This window comes from Streptomyces fradiae ATCC 10745 = DSM 40063, from assembly GCF_008704425.1.
Taxonomy (GTDB): domain Bacteria; phylum Actinomycetota; class Actinomycetes; order Streptomycetales; family Streptomycetaceae; genus Streptomyces; species Streptomyces fradiae.
On sequence record NZ_CP023696.1, the window covers coordinates 3557657 to 3580419 of the forward strand.

Annotated in this window: 23 protein-coding genes and 1 tRNA gene; 17 read left to right on the forward strand and 7 right to left on the reverse strand. The window is 71.8% G+C overall.

The window, feature by feature from the left end:
* The first annotated feature begins 4 nt into the window (after positions 1-4).
* From CP974_RS29665 to CP974_RS15835, 4 genes are read left to right on the forward strand one after another with little or no spacing between them, the layout of a single operon-like run.
* Complete coding sequence (locus CP974_RS29665) at positions 5-175, forward strand: hypothetical protein (protein WP_162887734.1); 171 nt, start codon at positions 5-7, stop codon at positions 173-175.
* Positions 172-1572: a replication initiator protein RepSA gene (gene repSA, locus CP974_RS15825; RefSeq protein ID WP_085921549.1), complete on the forward strand. Its 1401-nt coding sequence runs from the start codon at positions 172-174 to the stop codon at positions 1570-1572. Before CP974_RS29665 ends, repSA begins: the two co-directional genes overlap by 4 nt.
* Positions 1565-1777, forward strand: coding sequence for an excisionase family DNA-binding protein (locus CP974_RS15830; RefSeq protein ID WP_031133844.1), 213 nt, complete (start codon positions 1565-1567; stop codon positions 1775-1777). The genes repSA and CP974_RS15830 overlap by 8 nt, the downstream gene beginning before the upstream one ends.
* Positions 1777-2913, forward strand: a complete 1137-nt coding sequence (locus CP974_RS15835) for a tyrosine-type recombinase/integrase (protein ID WP_031133843.1) — start codon at positions 1777-1779, stop codon at positions 2911-2913. The genes CP974_RS15830 and CP974_RS15835 overlap by 1 nt, the downstream gene beginning before the upstream one ends.
* A gap of 51 nt (positions 2914-2964) precedes the next feature.
* On the opposite strand, the gene CP974_RS15840 is transcribed toward CP974_RS15835, so the two are convergent.
* Positions 2965-3038, reverse strand: a tRNA-Gly gene (locus CP974_RS15840).
* A 221-nt stretch (positions 3039-3259) separates the two neighbouring features.
* On the opposite strand from CP974_RS15840, the gene CP974_RS30285 reads away from it, so the two are divergent.
* The 4 genes from CP974_RS30285 (at position 3260) to CP974_RS15860 (ending at position 5162) form a co-directional block, all read left to right on the forward strand.
* On the forward strand, positions 3260-3448 hold the full coding sequence (locus CP974_RS30285; protein ID WP_031133841.1) for a hypothetical protein: 189 nt from the start codon (positions 3260-3262) through the stop codon (positions 3446-3448).
* Between the two features lie 174 nt (positions 3449-3622).
* Positions 3623-4198 carry a dCTP deaminase gene (gene dcd / locus CP974_RS15850; RefSeq protein ID WP_031133839.1) on the forward strand — a complete coding sequence of 192 codons (576 nt, stop codon included), beginning with the start codon at positions 3623-3625 and terminating at the stop codon, positions 4196-4198.
* A 2-nt stretch (positions 4199-4200) separates the two neighbouring features.
* The gene (locus CP974_RS15855) at positions 4201-4710 is read left to right on the forward strand and encodes a phosphoribosyltransferase (RefSeq protein ID WP_031133838.1); all 510 of its coding nucleotides are present in this window, start codon (positions 4201-4203) and stop codon (positions 4708-4710) included.
* Between the two features lie 35 nt (positions 4711-4745).
* Positions 4746-5162 carry a hypothetical protein gene (locus CP974_RS15860; RefSeq protein WP_031133836.1) on the forward strand — a complete coding sequence of 139 codons (417 nt, stop codon included), beginning with the start codon at positions 4746-4748 and terminating at the stop codon, positions 5160-5162.
* A 187-nt stretch (positions 5163-5349) separates the two neighbouring features.
* On the opposite strand, the gene CP974_RS15865 is transcribed toward CP974_RS15860, so the two are convergent.
* From CP974_RS15865 to CP974_RS30290, 3 genes are all read right to left on the reverse strand, one after another.
* Positions 5350-6267, reverse strand: a complete 918-nt coding sequence (locus CP974_RS15865) for a YIP1 family protein (RefSeq protein ID WP_031133835.1) — start codon at positions 6265-6267, stop codon at positions 5350-5352.
* Positions 6268-6601: 334 nt separating this feature from the next.
* Positions 6602-8881 carry a (Fe-S)-binding protein gene (locus CP974_RS15870; protein WP_031136592.1) on the reverse strand — a complete coding sequence of 760 codons (2280 nt, stop codon included), beginning with the start codon at positions 8879-8881 and terminating at the stop codon, positions 6602-6604.
* 81 nt (positions 8882-8962) lie between these two features.
* The gene (locus tag CP974_RS30290; RefSeq protein ID WP_078915913.1) at positions 8963-9637 is read right to left on the reverse strand and encodes a sugar transferase; all 675 of its coding nucleotides are present in this window, start codon (positions 9635-9637) and stop codon (positions 8963-8965) included.
* Between the two features lie 348 nt (positions 9638-9985).
* Here CP974_RS30290 and dnaK point away from each other — a divergent pair, with 348 nt between their 5' ends.
* The 5 genes from dnaK (at position 9986) to CP974_RS15900 (ending at position 14977) form a co-directional block, all read left to right on the forward strand.
* Positions 9986-11836: a molecular chaperone DnaK gene (dnaK, locus tag CP974_RS15880; RefSeq protein WP_085921550.1), complete on the forward strand. Its 1851-nt coding sequence runs from the start codon at positions 9986-9988 to the stop codon at positions 11834-11836.
* Complete coding sequence (gene grpE / locus CP974_RS15885) at positions 11833-12492, forward strand: nucleotide exchange factor GrpE (RefSeq protein WP_031133931.1); 660 nt, start codon at positions 11833-11835, stop codon at positions 12490-12492. The genes dnaK and grpE overlap by 4 nt, the downstream gene beginning before the upstream one ends.
* 75 nt (positions 12493-12567) lie before the next feature.
* On the forward strand, positions 12568-13764 hold the full coding sequence (dnaJ, locus tag CP974_RS15890; protein ID WP_031133929.1) for a molecular chaperone DnaJ: 1197 nt from the start codon (positions 12568-12570) through the stop codon (positions 13762-13764).
* 4 nt (positions 13765-13768) lie between these two features.
* Positions 13769-14221, forward strand: coding sequence for a heat shock protein transcriptional repressor HspR (locus tag CP974_RS15895; protein WP_031133927.1), 453 nt, complete (start codon positions 13769-13771; stop codon positions 14219-14221).
* A gap of 171 nt (positions 14222-14392) precedes the next feature.
* Positions 14393-14977, forward strand: coding sequence for a DUF4232 domain-containing protein (locus tag CP974_RS15900; protein WP_037938531.1), 585 nt, complete (start codon positions 14393-14395; stop codon positions 14975-14977).
* A 28-nt stretch (positions 14978-15005) separates the two neighbouring features.
* On the opposite strand, the gene CP974_RS15905 is transcribed toward CP974_RS15900, so the two are convergent.
* Positions 15006-16031 carry a helix-turn-helix transcriptional regulator gene (locus CP974_RS15905; RefSeq protein ID WP_174887739.1) on the reverse strand — a complete coding sequence of 342 codons (1026 nt, stop codon included), beginning with the start codon at positions 16029-16031 and terminating at the stop codon, positions 15006-15008.
* A gap of 128 nt (positions 16032-16159) precedes the next feature.
* Here CP974_RS15905 and CP974_RS15910 point away from each other — a divergent pair, with 128 nt between their 5' ends.
* Together CP974_RS15910 and CP974_RS15915 are read left to right on the forward strand one after the other, a co-directional pair.
* Positions 16160-16477 carry a hypothetical protein gene (locus tag CP974_RS15910; protein ID WP_031133922.1) on the forward strand — a complete coding sequence of 106 codons (318 nt, stop codon included), beginning with the start codon at positions 16160-16162 and terminating at the stop codon, positions 16475-16477.
* Positions 16474-16791, forward strand: a complete 318-nt coding sequence (locus CP974_RS15915) for a Rieske (2Fe-2S) protein (protein ID WP_031133921.1) — start codon at positions 16474-16476, stop codon at positions 16789-16791. The genes CP974_RS15910 and CP974_RS15915 overlap by 4 nt, the downstream gene beginning before the upstream one ends.
* Positions 16792-16976: 185 nt before the next feature.
* Here CP974_RS15915 and CP974_RS15920 read toward each other — a convergent pair whose 3' ends face one another.
* Entirely contained in the window at positions 16977-17390 is a 414-nt protein-coding gene (locus CP974_RS15920) for a pyridoxamine 5'-phosphate oxidase family protein (protein ID WP_031133919.1), read from the reverse strand.
* A gap of 128 nt (positions 17391-17518) precedes the next feature.
* On the opposite strand from CP974_RS15920, the gene clpB reads away from it, so the two are divergent.
* On the forward strand, positions 17519-20128 hold the full coding sequence (gene clpB, locus CP974_RS15925; protein ID WP_031133917.1) for an ATP-dependent chaperone ClpB: 2610 nt from the start codon (positions 17519-17521) through the stop codon (positions 20126-20128).
* 283 nt (positions 20129-20411) lie between these two features.
* Entirely contained in the window at positions 20412-20957 is a 546-nt protein-coding gene (locus CP974_RS15930) for a type III secretion system chaperone family protein (RefSeq protein WP_031133915.1), read from the forward strand.
* A gap of 180 nt (positions 20958-21137) precedes the next feature.
* Here CP974_RS15930 and CP974_RS15935 read toward each other — a convergent pair whose 3' ends face one another.
* Positions 21138-22319: a pyridoxal phosphate-dependent aminotransferase gene (locus CP974_RS15935; RefSeq protein ID WP_031133913.1), complete on the reverse strand. Its 1182-nt coding sequence runs from the start codon at positions 22317-22319 to the stop codon at positions 21138-21140.
* Positions 22320-22763 lie beyond the last annotated feature (444 nt).

Below are 22763 nucleotides of genomic sequence, written 5' to 3' on the forward strand. Positions count from 1 at the left end.
CGCCATGGCCCTGCTGAACTGGCGCTCCGCCGACCACTACGACCACTCCGGCGACAAGCCGTGCGTGATCTGCACCCGGCCCACCCCGCTGCGCTCCGACCGGGGCAAGCCCGTCCACAAGGTCTGCGCCGAACAGTGGCTCGACACCCACGCCTCGCAGGAGGACGACGCGTGACCGACACCGCCACCATGGCGGGCCTGGACCCGGCCACCCTCGCCGACGTGGTGAGGCTGGCCGGGTCCACCGGCTTCGACCGCCTCCAGGACCAGATCCGCCGTACCGGCGGCTGCACCGACCCCATCCGGCTGACCGGCGCCACCAAGCTGCTCGACCCGTCCACCAAGACCGTGCTCCACGCCTACACCACCGACACCGAGCCCGGCGGAGTCCTGCGCGTCGCCTGCGGCAACCGCCGCGCCTCCCGCTGCCCCGCCTGCGCCTGGACCTACGCCGGAGACACCTACCACCTGATCCGCGCCGGACTCGTCGGCGACCCCGCCAAGGGCACCCCCGACACCGTGCGCGACCACCCCCGCGTCTTCGCCACCCTCACCGCCCCCTCCTTCGGCCCCGTCCACAACCGGCCCGGAAACCGCCCCTGCACCTGCGGCACCCACCACCCCGAAGACGCCCCCGAGCTGGGCACGGCCCTGAACCCGGCGACCTACGACTACGCGGGCTCGGTGCTGTGGAACAACCACGCCTCCGACCTGTGGCGCTACTTCACGATCTACCTCCGCCGCGAGATCGCCCGCCGCGCCGGCCTCACCCAGAAAGCCGCCCGCGAGACCTCCCGCGTCTCCTTCGGCAAGGTCGCCGAGTACCAGAAACGCGGCGCCGTCCACTTCCACGCGGTCATCCGCTTCGACGGCCCCGACGGACCCGACACACCCCCGCCCGCCTGGGCCACCCTCGACCTGCTCACCGACGCCATCCGGGCCGCCGCCGCCCGCGTCCGCGTCGACATCCCCACCGCCGGGCACCAACCCGCCCGCACGCTGCGCTGGGGCACCCAACTCGACATCCAACCCATCGGCGCCTTCGGCAACGGCGAAGAGATCACCGAACAGGCCGTCGCCTCCTACGTCGCCAAGTACGCCACCAAAGCCGCCGAGACCACCGGCACCGTCGACCGCCGCATCGGCAACAAAGAAGCCCTCGACCTGCTCGACGTGCCCGACCACCCCCGGCGACTGATCGAAGCCTGCCTCGACCTCCACCCGCTCTACCCCGACCGCAAGCTACGCGACTGGGCCCACATGCTCGGCTTCCGCGGCCACTTCTCCACCAAGTCCCGCCGCTACTCCACCACCCTGTCCGCCCTGCGCCAGGCACGCGCCGACTACCGCGCCGCCGAACAACGCGCCGCCCTCGGCCTGCCCGACCCCGACGACCACCCCGAAGCCACCACCCTCGTCGTCGCCCACTGGACCTACGCCGGCCACGGCCACACCCCCGGCGAATCCTGGCTCGCCGCCAACATACGCCGCGACATCCAACACAACCGAGAAACCGCCCGTGAGGTGCGCGCCGCACTCCACGACCTGGAAGGGGAGCAGACATATGAATGAGCGGTACCTCAGCGTCGACCAGGTGGCTGAAGTGCTCGGCACGACCGTCCGCTTTCCTCGGCGTCTCGTCGCTGAGCGCCGTATCCGGTACGTCAAGGTCGGTCGCCACGTGCGCATCCCGGAGAGCGCGGTGCGGGCCTACATCGACGCCAACACCGTGGAGCCGGTGAGCCGTCGCCGTAACCGGTACGGGAGGGCTGCTTGATGGCGGGTAAGAAGCGCCGCTTCGGGCGCGTCCGCAAGCTCCCCTCCGGCCGGTACCAGGCTCGGTACCTTGGTCCGGACGGTGTCGACCGACCCGCTCCGCACACCTTCGCGACTGCTCGGGACGCTGACGACTGGCTCGCGGAGCAGCAGACCGCACTTCGACGCGGGGACTGGACCGACCCGGACGCGGGTGCGATCAACTTCGAGAAGTACGCCACGCAGTGGGTTGACGAACGTGAGTTGGCCGCGACCACTGACGAGCTGTACCGGCGGCTGCTGCGGCTGCACATCCTGCCCACCTTCGGCGGCCTGGACCTGGACGAGATCAGCCCGCCCGTCGTCCGCGCTTGGCGGGCCGAACGGCGCAAGCTGACCGGCGCAACCACCGTCGCCAAGTCGTACCGGCTGCTGAAAGCCATCCTCCAGACGGCCGTCGATGACGAAGCCATCCGCCGCAACCCCTGCCGTATTAAGGGCGCGGGCAAGGAGTCGGCCCCCGAACGTCCGGTGGCAACCGTGGCCCAGGTCGATGCGCTCGCCGACGCCATGGGCCCGCGGTGGCGGCTAATGGTCTACCTCGCCGCGTATGGTCCGGCCCGCCCCGAGGAACAGGCAGCCATGCGGCGACCTGACGTCGACCTGGACACCCCCGGCGTGTGGGTTCGCAGGGCCGAACCGGAGTTGACCACCGGCCGCCGTGTCGAGGGCGACACCAAGTCGGAGGCGGGACGGCGCTTTATGGTCCTGCCGGCCTTCATGGCGACGGACCTGCGTCGGCACCTGGACTGGTACGCGGAGAAGGAGCCGAACGGGCGGCTGTTCGTGGGAGAGAAGGGCAAGCCGTTCCGGCGCTCCACCTTCGGGAGGAAGTGGCGGAAGGCCCGTGCTGCTGTCGGCCTGCCGGACGACTTCCGCTTTTACGATCTTCGTCACACCGGGCACACTCTGGCGACCCGTTCCGGCGCCACGCTCAAGGACACGATGGTTCGTGCCGGCCAGTCCACGGAGAAGGCAGCGCTGATCTACCAGCACTCCGACCATGAGCGGCAACGGGAGGTCGCCGCCGGGCTCGACAGGCTCGTGCAGCGCGAGCGCGAGAAGGCATCGGGCACGCAACGGGCACGGGACCACTGAGCTGGTCCAGACAACAAGAAAGGCCCTGGTCTCTGACCAGGGCCTTCGTCGTGGAGCGGGTGACGGGAATCGAACCCGCGCTCTGAGCTTGGGAAGCTCATGTTCTACCATTAAACTACACCCGCGTAGCGGCCCGGAGGTGCGGGCCGCATCGTCGCTCACTGTACCGCATACGAAGCCCCCGGTGCGTCGCGCCGTGGGGTTTCCGTGTGTCGGGCGGGGTGATCCCGCGTGTGGGGGCGGGGAGTTGGGGCATAGGGTGAGGGCCGGAGTGCCGCGTGGAGCGGTGTCCTGTTGATCCCCTAATGTGGCTGTCTCGTCCACCGCTTGTTGGGGAAAGGGCTTGATGGACTCCATGGAGCGAACCGTCGTCCGGTGTGCCGAAGGGCATGTGTTCAGTACCGCGACGTTCCCGATGCAGAACCTCGGTGCCGGGCGGATCGGGCCCGGCCGGCTGCTCCGGTGCCCCCGGTGCGCGCGGCTGCGGCACGCCGTGCCCGTGGTCGTGACCGCCGGTGCGGGCGGGCGGGTGTAACCGCCGCCCCGGACAACACCTCGGCGCGGGGCCCGCACGGTGCGGGCCCCGCGCCGCTCGCGTGTCCGGGGCCCGTACCCGGCGGGCAGGCCGCAGCGGCGTCGTCGCTGGTGGGACCGCGCGCGCAGGCCGTCCGATTGGGGCGGGCCCGCGCGCTCTGCGTATCCTCGGGACGTGCTTCTCTCAGACAAGGACATCCGGGCCGAGATCGAATCCGGACGGGTGCGGATCGACCCGTACGACGAATCCATGGTGCAGCCCTCGAGCATCGACGTGCGGCTGGACCGCTACTTCCGGGTGTTCGAGAACCACCGCTACCCCCACATCGACCCGGCCGTCGAGCAGGCCGATCTCACCCGGCTGGTGGAGCCGGAGGGGGACGAGGCGTTCATCCTCCACCCGGGCGAGTTCGTGCTCGCCTCGACGTACGAGGTCATCTCGCTGCCCGACGACATCGCCTCCCGGCTGGAGGGCAAGAGCTCGCTCGGGCGGCTCGGTCTCGTCACGCATTCGACCGCCGGCTTCATCGACCCCGGCTTCTCCGGTCATGTGACCCTGGAGCTGTCGAACCTGGCGACCCTGCCCATCAAGCTGTGGCCGGGGATGAAGATCGGCCAGCTGTGCCTGTTCCGCCTCAGCTCGCCGGCCGAGTTCCCGTACGGCAGCGAGCGCTACGGGTCCCGGTACCAGGGACAGCGCGGGCCCACGGCCTCGCGGTCCTTCCAGAACTTCCATCGGACGCAGGTGTGAGCATGAGTGCTGTACGGGAGAACCTCACGTACGAGGGGTTCGGGCGCGCGGTCCGCGAGCTGGCCCAGACGATCGCGGACGACGGGTACGAGCCGGACGTCGTCCTGTCCATCGCGCGCGGCGGGGTCTTCGTGGCCGGCGGTCTCGCGTACGCGCTCGACTGCAAGAACATCCACCTGGTGAACGTGGAGTTCTACACGGGCGTCGGCACCACCCTCGAGATGCCGGTCATGCTCGCGCCCGTCCCGAACGCGATCGACTTCAGCAACAAGAAGGTCCTCATCGCCGACGACGTCGCCGACACCGGCAAGACGCTGAAGCTCGTCCACGACTTCTGCCTCGACCACGTCGCCGAGGTGCGCTCCGCCGTCATCTACGAGAAGTCGCATTCGCTCGTGAAGTGCGAGTACGTCTGGAAGCGCACCGACGACTGGATCAACTTCCCCTGGAGTGTGTTGCCTCCGGTGCACAAGTCGGGTGAGGCTCCCAGGGAGAACAAGGAAGCCCTCTGATCCGGGCCTGAAGGGCAGGGGAAGGGGCCGGACTGATGAGCTGGGTCGCCAACGTGATGGTCTCTGCCGACGCCTCGGACTGGCAGAACGTGGAGGCTCTCAGCGACTGGCTCCGAGACCAGGCGCCACTGCGTCAGCAGACGGATGCCCTCGGGGTCGGTTCCCTGCGCCTCATCACGGGGTCGGACAACGCATGGGGCGGCGGGAAGAACCCCGAGTGTGAAGTGTGGGCCGGCGCTCTCAACCACGCCGACCTCGACGCGCTCCGGAGAAGGTTCGCTGCAACGCCCTGGCAGCGACCGAATGCGGTGCAACTCCTGATCATGGACCAGGAAGGGGCGTTCTTCCGGCTGTGGATGATCCGGCACGGCGAGCTGCGGCAGTATGCGCCGCTTCAGCCGTCCGAGGCGGACGACGCCTTCTATGAGGATGACGGCCTCCGTGGCGCGTGACCGGGCTTGGACGCCTGTGCAGGTGACCTCGCCGTGCGGTGTCGAGGAGCCCGTCGTGCGGCGCGCCGGGCAGGTGCTCGACGCCTGAGGTGTCGGGCCCGGTGCCGCGCGGTGCCTGGGAGCGGGTACGGGCAGGGCCCGCGGCCGGGAAGCCGCGGGCCCTGCCCGTACCCGTGCGCGGGGCGGCCTACAGGGTGCCCAGCTTGATCAGGGACAGCAGTGCCGCGAGCTGGATCGCCGACGCTCCCAGGGCCTTGGGCCACGGCAGGTCGTGGGACTTGCTCACCATCGACGTGAACAGCGCGCCCGCCGCCACCCACGACAGCCAGCCGATCACCTGGACCAGGCCGTTCTCGCCGCCCAGGAACATGGCGAAGAGCAGCCGCGGGGCGTCCGTCATCGACATGATCAGCATGGAGAGGCCCACCGTCGGCTGCCACGCGCCGTCGCCGCCGAGCTGGCGGGCGAGGGTGTGGGTGACCGCGCCCAGGATGAGGCCGCCCACGACGAACATCACGGCCGTGACGAGCACGGCCGGGACCGCCGTCGCGAGGGTCGAGTTGATCGTCTCCTCGCGGGCCTTGTCGAAGCCGAACAGCGCCAGCAGGCCGTAGACGAACGTCACGGTCAGCGCGGGGACCCAGACCGCGTGGTCGCGCATCCGCAGGAACGTGGGGCCGGGGCGCGCCACGATGCCGGTCAGGAGCTGCTGCCACGGCAGGCGCGGGCCCGAGGGGGCGGCGGCGCCGGCCTGGTAGGTGTCCGGCGGGCCGTACGGGTCGTCGTGCACGCTGAACATCTGGGTGTGGCCCGGGTTGTTGGCGGTGTGCGCCTGGGCCGGGGGGTGCTCGTGGGAGCCGTACGGCTGCTGGGGGTGGTGCGGGTGCGGGGCGCCGTGCTGCTGCTGGTGGTACGGGTCGCCGAAGTACTCCGGCTCGCCGTGCGTGCGGCCGTCGCGCGGCCACTGGTGCTGCGGCGTCGCGTACGGCGGCGGCGCGGGCGCGCCGGCGCTGCCGTGCGGGCCCTGCCGCGTGTGCGGGGCCTGCTGCCCTCGTTGGTGCGGGGTGCGGTTGTCCCGGCCGCGTCCGATCCTGAATCCAGCCACGTCAACGAACGTACCCGGTCCGGGGCGTGCGGGCGTACCCGGCCGCTTGACGGGCCCTCATTGCTGCTGAGCTGTGACATCCCCTATGTGGCGTCCCCTAGGGGCCGGGGGGTATGCGGAAGGGCTCCGTCCGTACGGCAGGGGTGCGCGGGGCGGAGGGGGCGGAGGGGAGGACGGGGGAGGGGCGGAGGGGCGGAGGGGCGCGTCGGGGTGGGCGGGGCATGCGGAAGGGCCGGGTCCGTCCTGTTCGGGACGGGCCCGGCCCTCGCGTGCCGGATGCGGCGCCGCGTACCGCCGCGGGCGGAGCACCTCCGGGTGGCGCGGCGCCTCGGGTCTACTGCGCCGGCTCGGGCTCCGCGGCCTCGTCGGACTCCGGGGTGCCGGACGCCGGGGTCTTCACCGACTCCAGCAGGAGCTGCGCCACGTCCACGACCTGGAGCGACTCCTTGGCCTGGCCGTCGTTCTTCTTGCCGTTCACCGAGTCGGTGAGCATGACCAGGCAGAACGGGCAGGCCGTGGAGACGATGTCCGGGTTGAGGGAGAGGGCCTCGTCGACGCGCTCGGTGTTGACGCGCTTGCCGATGCGCTCCTCCATCCACATCCGCGCGCCGCCGGCGCCGCAGCAGAAGCCGCGCTCCTTGTGGCGGTGCATCTCCTGCTGGCGCAGGCCGGGGACGGCGCTCATGATCTCGCGCGGCGGCGTGTAGACCTTGTTGTGCCGGCCCAGGTAGCACGGGTCGTGGTAGGTGATCAGGCCGTCGACCGGGGTGACCGGGACGAGCTTGCCCTCGTCGACGAGGTGCTGCAGCAGCTGCGTGTGGTGGATGACCTCGAACTCGCCGCCCAGCTGCGGGTACTCGTTCGCGATCGTGTTGAAGCAGTGCGGGCAGGTGGCGACGATCTTCTTCGCCGACTTCGGCTTCTTCGTCGCCGGGTCGTCCTCGTCCTCGCCGAACGCCATGTTCAGCATCGCGACGTTCTCCTGGCCGAGCTGCTGGAAGAGCGGCTCGTTGCCCAGGCGGCGCGGGGAGTCGCCGGTGCACTTCTCCTCGCCGCCCATGATCGCGAACTTGACGCCCGCCATGTGCAGCAGCTCCGCGAAGGCCTTGGTGGTCTTCTTGGCGCGGTCCTCCAGGGCGCCGGCGCAGCCGACCCAGTACAGGTAGTCGACCTCGGTGAGGTCCTCGACGTCCTTGCCGACGATCGGGACCTCGAAGTCGACCTCCTTGGTCCACTCGACGCGCTGCTTCTTCGCCAGGCCCCAGGGGTTGCCCTTCTTCTCCAGGTTCTTGAGCATCGTGCCCGCCTCGGACGGGAACGCGGACTCGATCATCACCTGGTAGCGGCGCATGTCGACGATGTGGTCGATGTGCTCGATGTCGACCGGGCACTGCTCGACGCAGGCGCCGCAGGTGGTGCAGGACCACAGGACGTCCGGGTCGATGACGCCGTTCTCCTCGGCGGTGCCGATCAGCGGGCGCTCGGCCTCGGCGAGGGCGGAGGCGGGGACGTCCTTCAGCGCCTCGGCGGACGCCTTCTCCTCGCCCTCCGCCGTCTTGCCGCCGCCGGCGAGCAGGTACGGCGCCTTGGCGTGCGCGTGGTCGCGCAGCGACATGATCAGCAGCTTCGGGGAGAGCGGCTTGCCGGTGTTCCAGGCGGGGCACTGCGACTGGCAGCGGCCGCACTCGGTGCAGGTCGCGAAGTCGAGGATGCCCTTCCAGGAGAAGTGCTCGACCTGGGAGACGCCGAAGACGGTCTCCTCCGCGCCCTCCTCGTCGTCGAAGACGGTCTCGAAGTCGATCTCCTTGCCGCCGGAGGACATCGGCTGGAGCGCGCCGAGGGCCGTCTCGCCGGTCGCGTTGCGCTTGAAGAAGATGTTCGGGAAGCCGAGGAAGCGGTGCCAGGCCACGCCCATGTTGGTGTTGAGCGAGACCGTGATCATCCAGATCAGGGAGACGCTGATCTTCACCATGGCGGCGAGGTAGATGAGGGTCTGCAGGGTGCCGAGCGACAGCCCCCCGAAGGCCAGGACCAGCGGGTACGAGACGAAGTACGCCGCCTCGTAGGAGTCCACGTGGTGGATGGCGCCCTCAAGGCCGCGCAGCACCAGGATGGCGAGGCCGATGGTGAGGATGACGTACTCGACGAAGTACGCCTGCCAGGCCTTGGAGCCGGCGAAGCGGGACTTGCGGCCCGGACGGGACGGCAGGCTCAGCAGGCGGATGACCATGAGGACGGCGATGCCGACCACGGTCATCAGGCCGATGAACTCGATGTACATCTCGAACGGCAGGAAGCCGCCGAGGACCGGCAGCGTCCAGTCGGCCTGGAACAGCTGGCCGTACGCCTGCGCGAGGGTGGGCGGCAGCGTCAGGAAGCCGACCGCGACGAACCAGTGCGCGAAGCCGACGATCCCCCAGCGGTTCATCCGGGTGTGACCGAGGAACTCCCGGACCACGGTGACCGTGCGGGCCTTCCAGTCGTCGGTGCGGCTGCCGGCGGGCACGGGCTGGCCGAGCCGCACGAACCGGTAGATCTGCGCGATCGCTCGGGCAAAGAGCGCAACGCCGACCACGGTCAGGGTCAGCGACACAATGATCGCGGCGAGTTGCATGGGGGCTCCTCGGGCCTGCGAGGTGGGGAATCGTGACTACTAAGCGGTAACTTAATGGGTTCGAATGCTGAGCGTACCCAGTTATTCCGCCGCACTGTAGCGGCGCAGGCGGTGATCTGCGTCGCTCAGGTCCGCCTGACCGCGCCGCCTGTCGCCGCCTGTCGCCGTCCGGGGATGCCCGGCGGCGCCCGGTGGCTCCGTCGCCGTTCGGTGATGTCCGGCGGCGCCCGGTGGCTCCGTCGCCGTTCGGCGCCGTCGCCGCTTCCGCCGCCTTCGCGCGCTCCGTCGCCGCCCCGCGCCGCCGAGGAGTGCCGCGGGGGTGCGCAGGAGCAGGGCCGCGTCCAGCCCCATCCCATGGTGCTCCACGTAGTGCTGGTCCAGCAGCTGCGGCTCGTCCCAGGGGAGCGTGGAGCCGCGCCGCAGCTGTGCGGGTCCGGTGAGGCCGGGGCGGACCAGGCGCCGCCAGTGCGCGTCGGCCCCGGGGGCGCCGGTGGGGAGGGGTGCGGGGCCCACGAGCGACATCTCGCCCCGTACGACGTGGGGCAGCCGGGACAGGGCGTCGAGGCGCAGCCGCCGCACCGGCAGGGTGCGCAGCGTGAAGGTCCGGCCGTGCAGGCCGGTGACCGTCTCCCGGGCGAGGACGCCGCCGGGCGGGCGGCGCAGGGCGCGGAGGGCGGCGGCGGTGGCCAGTGCGGGGGCGGCGAGGGCGAGGAGGGCGGAGCCGAGGGCGAGGTCCAGGAGGCGTTTGGGCTGCATGGGGCACGGCACCTGACCGTTCTGGGGTGGCGCGGCCGTTCCGGGGTGGCGCGGCGGGGTCGGGGCGGTGGTGGGGGTGGCGTGGGCTGTGGTCGGCCGGGTCGGGTCCGGTCGGTGTGGTGTGGACTGGTGCGGTGTGGCATCGGGTGGGACGTAGGCCCGAAGTGTCCGGAAAGTCCGGTGTGCAGAAGAATAGGGTGAGTGACGGATCGTTCCGGGGTCGCCGCACCGTGCGCTTGCGCATAAGGGCCGGATAAAAGTTGAGCGGGCCCGGCTCAGGTCTGTTGACCGAAGCGGATGGGTCGTGCATCCTTGAGTCTGTTCCACTCAAGTCATGGAGGAATCGAAATGGCACGTGCGGTCGGCATCGACCTGGGCACGACTAACTCCGTCGTCAGCGTTCTGGAAGGCGGCGAGCCCACCGTCATCACCAACGCCGAGGGCGCCAGGACCACGCCGTCCGTCGTCGCCTTCGCCAAGAACGGCGAGGTCCTCGTCGGTGAGGTCGCCAAGCGGCAGGCCGTCACCAACGTCGACCGGACCATCCGCTCGGTCAAGCGCCACATGGGCACGGACTGGAAGATCGAGCTGGACGGGAAGAACTTCAACCCGCAGCAGATGTCCGCGTTCATCCTGCAGAAGCTGAAGCGGGACGCCGAGGCGTACCTGGGCGAGAAGGTCACGGACGCGGTCATCACCGTCCCGGCGTACTTCAACGACTCCGAGCGCCAGGCCACCAAGGAGGCCGGCGAGATCGCGGGTCTCAACGTCCTGCGCATCGTCAACGAGCCGACCGCCGCCGCCCTGGCGTACGGCCTCGACAAGGACGACCAGACGATCCTCGTCTTCGACCTCGGCGGCGGCACCTTCGACGTGTCGCTGCTGGAGATCGGCGACGGCGTCGTCGAGGTCAAGGCCACCAACGGCGACAACCACCTCGGTGGCGACGACTGGGACCAGCGCGTCGTCGACTACCTGGTGAAGCAGTTCCAGAGCGGCCACGGCGTGGACCTGTCCAAGGACAAGATGGCGCTCCAGCGCCTGCGCGAGGCCGCCGAGAAGGCGAAGATCGAGCTGTCCTCGTCCACCGAGACCTCGATCAACCTCCCGTACATCACGGCGTCCGCCGAGGGCCCGCTGCACCTGGACGAGAAGCTCACCCGCGCCCAGTTCCAGCAGCTGACGTCCGACCTGCTGGAGCGGTGCAAGATCCCGTTCCACAACGTCATCAAGGACGCGGGCATCCAGCTCTCCGAGATCGACCACGTCGTCCTCGTCGGCGGCTCCACCCGCATGCCGGCCGTCGCCGAGCTCGTCAAGGAGCTGACCGGCGGCAAGGAGGCCAACAAGGGTGTGAACCCGGACGAGGTCGTCGCGATCGGCGCCTCGCTCCAGGCCGGTGTGCTCAAGGGCGAGGTCAAGGACGTCCTGCTGCTCGACGTCACCCCGCTGTCCCTCGGCATCGAGACCAAGGGCGGCATCATGACCAAGCTGATCGAGCGCAACACCACGATCCCGACGAAGCGCTCCGAGATCTTCACGACGGCGGAGGACAACCAGCCGTCGGTGCAGATCCAGGTCTACCAGGGCGAGCGCGAGATCGCCGCGTACAACAAGAAGCTCGGCATGTTCGAGCTGACCGGTCTGCCCCCGGCGCCGCGCGGCGTCCCGCAGATCGAGGTGTCCTTCGACATCGACGCCAACGGCATCATGCACGTCACGGCGAAGGACCTCGGCACCGGCAAGGAGCAGAAGATGACCGTCACCGGCGGCTCCTCGCTCCCGAAGGACGAGGTCGACCGGATGCGCGAGGAGGCCGAGCGGTACGCGGAGGAGGACCACAAGCGCCGCGAGGCCGCCGAGGCCCGCAACCAGGGCGAGCAGCTCGTCTACCAGACCGAGAAGTTCCTCGCCGACAACGCCGACAAGGTCCCCGGCGAGATCAAGACCGAGGTCGAGACGGCGGTGACCGAGCTCAAGGAGAAGCTGAAGGGCGACGACACCGCGGAGATCCGCACCGCGACGGAGAAGGTCGCGGCCGTCTCCCAGAAGCTCGGCCAGGCCATGTACGCCGACGCCCAGGCCGCCCAGGCCGCGGGCGGCGCCCAGGCCGGCCCCGAGGGCGGAGCCAAGGCCGACGACGACGTGATCGACGCCGAGATCGTCGACGACGAGAAGCCGAAGGGCGGCGCGGCATGACGGAGGAGACCCCGGGCTTCGAGGAGAAGCCCGACGTCCCCTCCGGCGCCGCCTCCGACGACGCCGCCGAGGCCGCCGAGACCCCTCCCGCCGAGGAGGGCACGGCGGCCCCGGCCGGGGACGCGAACCAGACGGACCAGTCGGCCGGCGCGACCGCGCAGTTGGACCAGGCCCGCAGCGCGCTCGCCGAGCGCACGGCGGACCTGCAGCGGCTGCAGGCGGAGTACCAGAACTACCGCCGCCGGGTCGAGCGGGACCGGGCCGGCGTCAAGGAGGTCGCCGTCGCGAACCTCCTGGGCGAGCTGCTCCCCGTGCTCGACGACATCGGCCGGGCGCGGGAGCACGGCGAGCTGGTCGGCGGCTTCAAGTCGGTGGCCGAGTCGCTGGAGACCGTCGTCGCCAAGCTGGGCCTCCAGCAGTTCGGCAAGGAGGGCGAGCCCTTCGACCCGACCGTGCACGAGGCGCTCATGCACTCGTACGCGCCGGACGTCACCGAGACGACCTGCGTGGCCATCCTTCAGCCGGGGTACCGCATCGGCGAGCGGACCATCCGTCCCGCGCGGGTCGCCGTCGCCGAGCCCCAGCCGGGCGCGGCGCCGGCGCAGAAGGAAGAGCAGTCGGCCGACGAGGAGAGCGGTGGCCCCGAAGAGGGCTGACGGCCCGGGGGCCGGCGGTCGCGCGACCGCCGGCCCCGGAGCCGACGCAGTGACCGTCCGGGAGGAGGGACGTCGATGAGCACGAAGGACTTCGTCGAGAAGGACTACTACAAGGTCCTCGGCGTCCCCAAGGACGCCACGGAAGCCGAGATCAAGAAGGCGTACCGGAAGCTCGCCCGCGAGTACCACCCGGACGCCAACAAGGGCGACGCGAGCGCGGAGGCCCGCTTCAAGGAGATCTCCGAGGCGAACGACGTCCTCGGCGACCCCAAGAAGCGCAAGGAGTACGACGAGGCGCGCGCCCTCTTCGGCAACGGCGGCGGCTTCCGCCCCGGACCCGGTGGTGCGGGCGGCACGTTCAACTTCGACCTGGGCGACCTCTTCGGCGGCCAGGGCGGGCCCGGCGGAGCGGGCGGGGGCGGTGCCGGAGGCTTCGGCGGCGGCCTCGGGGACGTCTTCGGCGGGTTGTTCAACCGGGGCGGCGCCACCAGCGGGGCCCGGACGCAGCCGCGCCGCGGCCAGGACGTCGAGTCCGAGGTGAAGCTCAGCTTCACCGAGGCCGTGGACGGGGCGACGGTCCCGCTGCGGATGTCCAGCCAGCAGCCCTGCCGGGCCTGCTCCGGCACGGGCGACAAGAACGGCACGCCGCGCGTGTGCCCCACCTGCGTGGGCACCGGGCAGGTGTCGCGGGGCGGCAGCGGCTCGTTCTCGCTGACGGACCCGTGCGTGGACTGCAAGGGCCGCGGGCTGATCGCCCAGGACCCGTGCGACGTCTGCCACGGCAGCGGCCGCGCCAAGTCGTCGCGCACCATGCAGGTCCGCATCCCGGCGGGCGTCTCCGACGGGCAGCGGATCAGGCTGCGCGGCAAGGGCGCGCCCGGTGAGCGCGGCGGACCCGCCGGCGACCTGTACGTCGTGGTCCACGTCGACGCGCACCCCGTCTTCGGCCGCAAGGGCGACAACCTGACCGTCACCGTCCCCGTCTCGTACCCGGAGGCGGCGCTCGGCGGTGAGATCCGGGTGCCCACGCTCGGCGGGCCGCCCGTCACCCTGAAGATCCCGGCCGGCACGCCCAACGGGCGCACCATGCGGGCGCGGGGCAAGGGAGCCGTCCGCAAGGACGGCACGCGCGGCGACCTGCTCGTCACGGTCGAGGTCGCCGTCCCCAAGGAGCTGAACGACAAGGCGCGGGAGGCTCTGGAGACGTATCGTCAGGCCACCGCGGGTGAGGATCCGCGGGCGGAGTTGTTCCAGGCCGCGAAGGGGGCTTGAGGCGATGGACGCACGCCGACGCAACCCGTACGAACTGACCGACGAGACCCCGGTGTACGTCATCTCGGTGGCGGCCCAGCTCAGCGGGCTGCACCCGCAGACGCTGCGCCAGTACGACCGGCTGGGGCTCGTCTCGCCGGACCGTACGGCCGGGCGGGGCCGGCGCTACTCGGCCCGTGACATCGAGCTGCTCCGGCAGGTGCAGCAGCTGTCGCAGGACGAGGGCATCAACCTGGCCGGAATCAAGCGCATCATCGAGCTGGAGAACCAGGTCACCGCGCTGGAGGCCAGGGTGGCCGAGCTGACGGCCGCCCTGGAGGGCGCGGCCGTGGCGATGCGCCAGCGCGAGGCGCAGGTGCACGCGTCGTACCGGCGGGACCTGGTGCCCTATCAGGAAGTGCAGCAGACGAGTGCGTTGGTCGTGTGGCGGCCGGGCGGCAAGCGCGGCGGCGAGTAGTACCCCCTGAGCCCGGCCTGTGGTCCAGTCTGTGGTCCACTCGCGGCTCGGACGGAAGGCCCCTTCCTCGGAGGGGGCCTTCTCGCGTGCCTCCCGCGTGGCCTTCCGCGTGGCCTTCCGCGTGGCCTCCCACGTGCCTTCCGCGTGCCTTCCGCGTGCGATGATCCGCGCATGCGTACGAGGGGAAGCGCGGCGCTCGCCGCGGCGGTCTCAGGGGTGCTGGCGGTCTCGGGGTGCGTGGCGGAGGGGGGCGCCGGGGCCGGGTCCTCAGGGCCCTCGGCGGTCGCGCGGGAGCGGTCCGCGTCGCCGGGTGCCCCGTCGGGGGCGTGCCCGGAATCGGGGGTGCGGGTGTCGCTCGGCGACACGGAGGCGGCCATGGGGCAGCGGGCGCTGTCGGTGTTCCTCGACAACTGCGGAAGCCGTCCGTTCGAGGTGGGCGGCTACCCGGACGTGGCCGTGCTCGACGAGCGGGGCGAGGACCTGGAGGTGTCCGTACGGCTGGGCTCGCGGGCGGTGGACGGCGGGGCGGCCCGTTCGGAGTTCGTCCTGCGGCCGGGGCAGCGGGCGCGGTCGGGCGTGCTGTGGCGGAACACCGTGACCCGCTCGGACGTCGTGGCGACGAACGGGGCGTCCCTGCGGGTCGCGCCCGGCCCCGGTGCGGCGCCGCAGACGGTCGCTCCGCACGACGGGCCGCTGGACCTGGGCAACACCGGGACGGTGGACGTCCTGCCGTGGGCGCCGGCACGGGCGCGGTAGGGCCTGCCCCCGGGCGCTTCGGCGGGGTTCAGGCCCGGGGGGTGGCGTCCTCGGGGGCGCCGGCCGGGTCCTGCTCCCCGTCGAGGATGCCGGAGCGGGCGATGAGGTAGCCGAGCTGGGCGCGGCTGCCGCTGCCCAGGGTGGACGCCAGCTTGGCGATGTGGGCCCGGCAGGTGCGGACGTTCATGCCGAGGCGGCGGGCGATGGCCTCGTCGACGTGGCCCTCCACGAGGAGCTTGGCGATGGAGCGCTGGATGCCGCTTATCCCGTTGAGGGCGGGCGTGTACGTGACGACCTCCTCCTCCCACGGGATGCCGTGCAGCCAGAACTGCTCGAAGACCCCGACGAGGTACTGCACGAGCCCCTCGTGGCGCAGCTCCAGGGCGACCTGCCGGTCGCTGCGTGCCGGGATGAAGGCGATCTTGCGGTCGACGATGATCAGCCGGTCGATGATCTCCTCCAGGGTGCGCACCTCCAGCCCGTACGGGGTGATCCGCTCGACGTACCCCATGGTCGCGGAGTGGTGCCGGGCGGTGTGCTGGTAGAGGGTCCGCATTCGGACACCCCGGTCGAGGAGGGGCTCCACCCGGCGCAGGGCGGCCTTGACAGTCTCCGGTTTGCGCCCGCTGCCGGGCTGGATGGTGAGGAGTTCGACCGAGCACTCGTCCATGACGCGGTCGAGTTCGGCGTTGATGACGGCGAGCCCCTCCAGGACGTTGATCGCGTCGCTGCCGCAGGACGTCTGCGCGGGGATCGTCATGAACGGCTCGAATGCATCGGCCAACGACAGGGCTCGCTGCCGCCGCTGCTGGATCTCCCGCTCGATGGGGTGTATCAGCTGGTTGAGGGCGATCGACGGGGGGACGGGGCGCAGCCACTGCGAGTCGTCCGGATCCGGATGCACCAGCGCGAGGTCGATGAGGCAGGGTGCCGCGTCGATTTCCGAGCGGGCGAGCCGGCCGGCGCGCAGGGCGGCGGCGTACAGGCGCTTTCCGGCTTCGCACAGCTCGTCATGACTGTGCCCGGTTTCCGGATTGTCCACCTTCGACCGCATTTGCACCCCCCTCAGGGTCCTGTATTTCAGGAACATGATGCCTGTACCGGCTGGTGGAAGCGTCGGGAGTGAGCCATCGTCATAAGCGCGGGGGAGGAGGTAAGGACAAGAAAAGGTGGAGATCGTCCATGACCAGGATGGTTCGTGCACTTAGCGCCATAGCTGTCGCCGCGGCGGCCGCGTGCGGTGTCGCCGCCCTCAACGGCGAGCCGTCGTGGGACACGGTGTCCGCGGGCAGCGTCGCCGCAGGTGAGCCTTCGTGGGAGGCGGGACCGGCCAGTCCTCGTGAGCCCTCCTGGGAAGTCGCGCCCGCGACGTTCGGTGAGCCCTCCTGGGACTCCGGGCCGGCGACCTTCGGCGAGCCCTCGTGGGAGTTCGGGCCCTCGGTCCCGGGCGAGCCCTCCTGGGACCGCTCCGTCACCGCGCCGGCGGGTGTCGCCGCATGAACGTCCCCGACGACTCCCGCTTCCGCCGCGAGATGGCGTCCGCCTACCGTTCCGGGTGGCACTTCATCGACCTCGTCACCGCAGTGCCGCAGGGTGGCGATTCGTTGATGGTCACCCTCTTCGGGGAGCCGATCGTCATCACCCGCGGCGAGGACGAGGAGATTCGCGCCTACCGGTGCCTCCGCCGTCCGCGCGGCGCGCCGCAGCCCGTGCGCTGCGCGATCCGCTACGGAATGATCTTCGTCAACCTCGACCAGCGCGACCACCAGCTGGTCGGGGCCGAGACCACCACCGCCACCCCCCGCAGCGCCTGAGGCGATTCCCCCGTCGTTACAGATCGCCCAGGTGCTTCCCCCACACAGCGGCGCCATCGTGTACCTGACACGGTGGCGCCGCTGTGCTGTCCGGGCGCGGGACCGCGATGCCCCGGATGGGGCCGGGGGGCCGGACGGGGTCCGGGGGCCCGGACGGGGCGGCCGGAGAGGGTGGCCGCCGGCCTTCAGGCGCGGCCCATCGCCCGGGTGAGCGCGATCTCGATCACGACCCGGTCCGGGTTGGGCGTGGGTGTCCGCCCGTACCGCCGCGCGTACCGCGCGACCGCGTCCGCGACGACGTCCGGTTCCGAGCGGACCACCGCGCGGCCCTCCAGCGTGGCCCAGCGGCCCACGTCGACCTGGCACACGGCGGCCCGCGCGCCCTCGGGGCCGGCGGCCAGGACGTTGGCCACCTTGCGGCTGCGCCTGTTGGTGATGACCCGGGCGATCCCCCGCTCCCCGCCCTCCGGGTCGTACGTCACGCCGACCGGCACCACGTGCGGGGTGCCGTCCGGGCGGAGGGTCGTCAGGGTGCACATGTGGCGCTCCCGCCAGAAGCTGACGTAGGAGGCGCCCGGGTCGCGCAGGTCGATGGCCATGGCCCGGAACCTACCGGCGGCTGCTGGCCCTCACCACCTTGAGTGGAATAGACTCAAGTTTGTGGACGTTGGCTGAGTCATAGAGCCGGTACGTACGTCACACCAGCAGCCGAGGAGGACCAAGCACCGTGGACGCCGAGCTGACCAACAAGAGCCGGGACGCGCTCAACGCCGCCACCAGCCGCGCCGTGTCCGACGGACACCCCGACCTGACCCCGGCGCACCTGCTGCTGGCCCTGCTGTCCGGCCAGGAGAACGAGAACCTCACCGACCTGCTCGCCGCCGTCGACGCGGACCAGGCCGCCGTCCGCTCGGGGGCCGAGCGCATCCTCGCCGGCCTGCCCAGCGTCACCGGGTCCACCGTCGCCCCGCCGCAGCCCAACCGGGACCTGCTCGCCGTCGTGGCGGACGCCCAGGCCCGCGCCCGCGAGCTGGGCGACGAGTACCTGTCGACCGAGCACCTGCTGATCGGCATCGCCGCCAAGGGCGGGCCGGCCGGCGAGCTGCTCACCCGCGAGGGCGCCGACGCGAGGAAGCTCCTGGACGCCTTCACCCGCTCGCGCGGCACGCGCCGGGTGACCACCCCCGACCCGGAGGGGCAGTACAAGGCGCTGGAGAAGTTCGGCACGGACTTCACCGCCGCCGCCCGCGAGGGCAAGCTCGACCCGGTCATCGGCCGCGACCAGGAGATCCGCCGGGTCGTCCAGGTCCTCTCGCGCCGCACCAAGAACAACCCGGTCCTCATCGGCGAGCCCGGCGTCGGCAAGACCGCCGTCGTGGAGGGCCTCGCCCAGCGCATCGTGAAGGGCGACGTCCCCGAGTCGCTGCGCGACAAGCGGCTCGTCGCCCTCGACCTGGGCGCCATGGTCGCCGGGGCGAAGTACCGCGGCGAGTTCGAGGAGCGCCTGAAGACCGTCCTGTCCGAGATCAAGGAGAGCGACGGCCAGATCATCACCTTCATCGACGAGCTGCACACCGTCGTCGGCGCGGGCGCGGGCGGCGACTCCGCCATGGACGCGGGGAACATGCTCAAGCCCATGCTGGCCCGCGGCGAGCTGCGCATGGTCGGCGCGACCACCCTCGACGAGTACCGCGAGCGCATCGAGAAGGACCCCGCGCTGGAGCGCCGCTTCCAGCAGGTCCTGGTCGCCGAGCCGACCGTCGAGGACACCATCGCGATCCTGCGCGGCCTGAAGGGCCGGTACGAGGCCCACCACAAGGTCCAGATCGCGGACTCGGCGCTGGTCGCCGCCGCCACCCTCTCCGACCGGTACATCACCTCCCGCTTCCTGCCCGACAAGGCGATCGACCTGGTGGACGAGGCGGCGTCGCGGCTCCGCATGGAGATCGACTCCTCGCCCGTGGAGATCGACGAGCTCCAGCGCGCCGTCGACCGGCTCCGCATGGAGGAGCTGGCCCTGAAGAACGAGACGGACCCCGGCTCCCTCCAGCGCCTGGAGAAGCTGCGCCGCGACCTCGCCGACAAGGAGGAGGAGCTGCGCGGCCTCACCGCCCGCTGGGAGAAGGAGAAGCAGGGCCTCAACCGCGTCGGTGAGCTGAAGGAGCGCCTGGACGACCTGCGCGGCCAGGCCGAGCGCGCCCAGCGCGACGGCGACTTCGACACGGCGTCCAAGCTGCTGTACGGGGAGATCCCGGCCGTCGAGCGTGAGCTGGCCGCCGCCACGGAGGCCGAGCAGGAGGCGGCCAAGACCGCCGGGGGCGCCGCGGGCGCGGACAAGATGGTGAAGGAGGAGGTCGGCCCGGACGACATCGCGGACGTCGTCGGCTCCTGGACCGGCATCCCCGCCGGGCGGCTCCTGGAGGGCGAGACGCAGAAGCTGCTGCGCATGGAGGAGGAGCTGGGCCGGCGCCTCATCGGACAGACCGAGGCCGTACGGGCCGTGTCGGACGCCGTGCGCCGCACGCGCGCCGGCATCGCCGACCCGGACCGCCCGACCGGCTCCTTCCTCTTCCTCGGGCCGACCGGCGTCGGCAAGACCGAGCTGGCGAAGGCGCTCGCCGACTTCCTCTTCGACGACGAGCGGGCGATGGTCCGCATCGACATGTCGGAGTACGGCGAGAAGCACTCCGTCGCCCGGCTCGTCGGCGCGCCCCCCGGCTACGTCGGCTACGAGGAGGGCGGCCAGCTCACGGAGGCGGTGCGCCGCCGCCCGTACAGCGTGATCCTGCTGGACGAGGTGGAGAAGGCCCACCCGGAGGTCTTCGACATCCTGCTCCAGGTCCTGGACGACGGGCGGCTCACCGACGGGCAGGGCCGCACGGTCGACTTCCGCAACACGATCCTGGTGCTCACGTCGAACCTGGGCAGCCAGTTCCTGATGGAGCCGACGACCACGGAGGCCGAGAAGCGGGAGCAGGTGCTGGAGGTCGTGCGCGCCTCCTTCAAGCCGGAGTTCCTGAACCGGCTCGACGACATCGTGGTCTTCTCGGCCCTCAGCCGGGACGAGCTGGCCCGGATCGCCACGCTCCAGGTCGGCAGCCTGGCACGGCGCCTCGCGGAGCGCCGCCTCACGCTGGACGTCACCCCGGCGGCCCTGGAGTGGCTCGCCGACGAGGGCAACGACCCGGCGTACGGCGCGCGGCCGCTGCGCCGCCTGGTCCAGACGGCCATCGGCGACCGGCTGGCCCGGGAGATCCTGTCCGGCGAGGTGCGGGACGGCGACACGGTCCGTGTGGACCGCGCCGACGGAGGGCTGTCGGTGACCGCCGTCCGCTGACGCGGAGGCCCCCGGTCGGGCCGCCCGCCCCCGGGCCACCGGCCCCGGGCCGCCCCGCCGTGGGGGCCCACCGCAACGGCCCCCTCCCCGCCGGGCCTCCGGCCTCCGGCCCGGTCGGGTTCCGGCCCCCGGCCCGCCGGGTTCCCGGCCCCCGGCCCCGCGCGTGGCGGCACGCGCGGGGCCGGGGTCTGTCAGCCCGCAGCGGATCGCCGCCCGCCGGGCTTGCCACCGACGGGCCGGGATGGGGGAGGATGGCGGCTATCCGTACGAAGGGAATTACCCGGTGAGCATCGACCCGTCCTCGATTCCGAATTTCGGGGGCCAGCAGCCCCAGCCTCAGGCCGCAGGACCGGCGGGCCCCGTCGTCCCCGACCAGGACCTGGTGAAGCAGCTCCTCGAGCAGATGGAGCTCAAGTACGTCGTCGACGACGAGGGCGACCTCGCGGCGCCGTGGGAGGACTTCCGCACCTACTTCATGTTCCGCGGCGAGGCGGAGCAGCAGATCTTCTCGGTCCGTACGTTCTACGACCGCCCGCTCCCGGTCGAGGACCGCGCGAAGATCCTGGAGACCATCGACGAGTGGAACCGCCGCACCCTGTGGCCCAAGGTGTACAGCCACCTCCACGAGGACGAGCAGGGCGGCGCCACCATCCGGCTGATCGGCGAGTCGCAGATGCTGATCGGCATGGGCGTCAGCGTGGAGCACTTCGTCTCCTCCACCGTGAGCTGGGTCCGCGCGTCGATCGAGTTCGACAAGTGGATGATGGAGCAGCTCGGCCTGGTGGAGCCGGGCGAGGGCGGCGAGCCCGCCGAGGGCGACGAGGCCTGAGCGGCCCCGCGACGCCACGCGACCGTTCCGCGGCCGGGGCGGTGACCGTACGAGGTCACCGACCCGGCCGCGGCCGTTCCCCCGCGGGACCCGGGCGCGGCCGCCCTCCCGCCGGGCGGGACCCGGGCGCGGCCGCCCTCCCGCCGGGCGGGACCCGGGCGCGGCCGCCCTCCCGCGCGGTCAGAGGCGGGCGAGGCGGTCGGCGGCTTCCCGCAGGACCGCCTCCTTCTTGCAGAAGGCGAACCGGATCAGGGAGCGGCCCGCGCCCGGGTGGTCGTAGAAGACCGCGTTCGGGATGGCGACGACCCCGCACCGCTCGGGCAGCGCCCGGCAGAACGCCACGCCGTCCTTCTCGCCCAGTCCGGAGATGTCCGCCGTGACGAAGTAGGTGCCGGCCGGCCGGTACACCCGGAAACCGGCCGCCGCCAGCCCGTCCGCCAGCAGGTCCCGCTTGCCCTCCAGGTCGGCGCGGAGCGTGTCGAAGTACGACTGCGGCAGCCGCAGCGCCTCCGCGACGGCGTACTGGAACGGTCCCGACGCCACGTAGGTCAGGTACTGCTTGGCCGTGCGCACCGCCGCCGTCAGCTCGGGCGGCGCGGTCAGCCAGCCGACCTTCCAGCCGGTGAACGCGAACGTCTTGCCGGCGGACGAGATCGTCACCGTGCGCTCCCGCATCCCCGGGAACGCGGCGATCGGCAGGTGCTCCGCCCCGTCGAACACCAGGTGCTCGTACACCTCGTCGGTGACGACCAGCAGGTCCCGCTCGACGGCGAGCGCCGCGACGGCGGCCAGCTCCTCGCGCGTCAGGACGGTGCCGGTGGGGTTGTGGGGGGTGTTGAGCAGGATGAGACGGGTGCGGTCGGTGACGGCGGCGCGCAGCTCGTCCAGGTCGAGGACGAACCGTCCGCTCGCCGCGTCGGGCCGCAGGGTGACGGGCACGCGGGTGCCACCCGCCATGGCGACGCACGCCGCGTACGAGTCGTAGTACGGCTCCAGGGCGACGACCTCGTCGCCCGGCTCGACCAGCGCCAGCATCGCCGCCGCGACGGCCTCCGTGGCGCCCGCCGTGACGAGCACCTCCGTGTCGGGGTCGTACGCGAGGTCGTACCGGTGCCGCTGGTGGTCCGTGACGGCGGTGCGCAGCTCGGGCACGCCGGGGCCGGGCGGGTACTGGTTGCCGCGCCCCTCGCGCAGGGCCCGGACGGCCGCCTCGCGGATCTCCTCGGGGCCGTCGGTGTCGGGGAAGCCCTGCCCGAGGTTGATGGCGCCGGTGGCGGTGGCGAGGGCGGACATCTCGGCGAAGATCGTCGTACCGAACTCTGCGAGGCGGCGGTTGAGCGGTGCTCTGGTCATGGCCGCCATCCTGCGGGGAAGCGGGGGCTGCCTCAAGGGCACGCGCGGGCGGTGCGGACGCCGGTCGGTGGGCCGTGCGGATGGCGGACGGCGGACGCGGTCGGCGGGAAGGCCGGGCGCGGCGGGGGGCGGCCGGCGAACCTCTGGAGTTGCTCAAGTGCGGATTGGGCGTGTCGACCGGGTGGGCATCTCCCAGGCACACATCACATGGGGGAGGAGCAGGAGAGATGGAGATCGCCATCGGGGTGCTGGGGCTCATGGCCTTCGCGGGGGTGGCCGTCGCCCTCGGCAACGCGAGCGCGGGGAGGCGGCGGAGGGTGGCCTCGGCGCCCCGCCGACGCCGCGGCGGGAGCGGCAGCGGGAGCGCCTGGGCCGACGGGGGCGGGGGCGGCTGCGGTGGTTCCTCGTCGTGTGGGGGGTCGTCCTCGTGCGGGGGCGGCGGGGGCGGCTGCG

What these genes read in the sequence shown, in the direction of transcription:
- CP974_RS15905 (WP_174887739.1), bottom strand. Translation starts at nt 16,031, where the DNA reads ATGCGGTCGAAGGTGGACAATCCGGAAACCGGGCACAGTCATGACGAG.
- grpE (WP_031133931.1), top strand. Translation starts at nt 11,833, where the DNA reads ATGACGGAGGAGACCCCGGGCTTCGAGGAGAAGCCCGACGTCCCCTCC.
- dnaJ (WP_031133929.1), top strand. Translation starts at nt 12,568, where the DNA reads ATGAGCACGAAGGACTTCGTCGAGAAGGACTACTACAAGGTCCTCGGC.
- CP974_RS30290 (WP_078915913.1), bottom strand. Translation starts at nt 9,637, where the DNA reads ATGCAGCCCAAACGCCTCCTGGACCTCGCCCTCGGCTCCGCCCTCCTC.
- CP974_RS15860 (WP_031133836.1), top strand. Translation starts at nt 4,746, where the DNA reads ATGAGCTGGGTCGCCAACGTGATGGTCTCTGCCGACGCCTCGGACTGG.
- CP974_RS30285 (WP_031133841.1), top strand. Translation starts at nt 3,260, where the DNA reads ATGGACTCCATGGAGCGAACCGTCGTCCGGTGTGCCGAAGGGCATGTG.
- CP974_RS15920 (WP_031133919.1), bottom strand. Translation starts at nt 17,390, where the DNA reads ATGGCCATCGACCTGCGCGACCCGGGCGCCTCCTACGTCAGCTTCTGG.
- dnaK (WP_085921550.1), top strand. Translation starts at nt 9,986, where the DNA reads ATGGCACGTGCGGTCGGCATCGACCTGGGCACGACTAACTCCGTCGTC.
- CP974_RS15830 (WP_031133844.1), top strand. Translation starts at nt 1,565, where the DNA reads ATGAATGAGCGGTACCTCAGCGTCGACCAGGTGGCTGAAGTGCTCGGC.
- CP974_RS15835 (WP_031133843.1), top strand. Translation starts at nt 1,777, where the DNA reads ATGGCGGGTAAGAAGCGCCGCTTCGGGCGCGTCCGCAAGCTCCCCTCC.
- CP974_RS15935 (WP_031133913.1), bottom strand. Translation starts at nt 22,319, where the DNA reads ATGGCGGCCATGACCAGAGCACCGCTCAACCGCCGCCTCGCAGAGTTC.
- CP974_RS15855 (WP_031133838.1), top strand. Translation starts at nt 4,201, where the DNA reads ATGAGTGCTGTACGGGAGAACCTCACGTACGAGGGGTTCGGGCGCGCG.
- CP974_RS15915 (WP_031133921.1), top strand. Translation starts at nt 16,474, where the DNA reads ATGAACGTCCCCGACGACTCCCGCTTCCGCCGCGAGATGGCGTCCGCC.
- CP974_RS15870 (WP_031136592.1), bottom strand. Translation starts at nt 8,881, where the DNA reads ATGCAACTCGCCGCGATCATTGTGTCGCTGACCCTGACCGTGGTCGGC.
- CP974_RS15895 (WP_031133927.1), top strand. Translation starts at nt 13,769, where the DNA reads ATGGACGCACGCCGACGCAACCCGTACGAACTGACCGACGAGACCCCG.
- CP974_RS15900 (WP_037938531.1), top strand. Translation starts at nt 14,393, where the DNA reads ATGCGTACGAGGGGAAGCGCGGCGCTCGCCGCGGCGGTCTCAGGGGTG.
- CP974_RS15910 (WP_031133922.1), top strand. Translation starts at nt 16,160, where the DNA reads ATGACCAGGATGGTTCGTGCACTTAGCGCCATAGCTGTCGCCGCGGCG.
- CP974_RS29665 (WP_162887734.1), top strand. Translation starts at nt 5, where the DNA reads ATGGCCCTGCTGAACTGGCGCTCCGCCGACCACTACGACCACTCCGGC.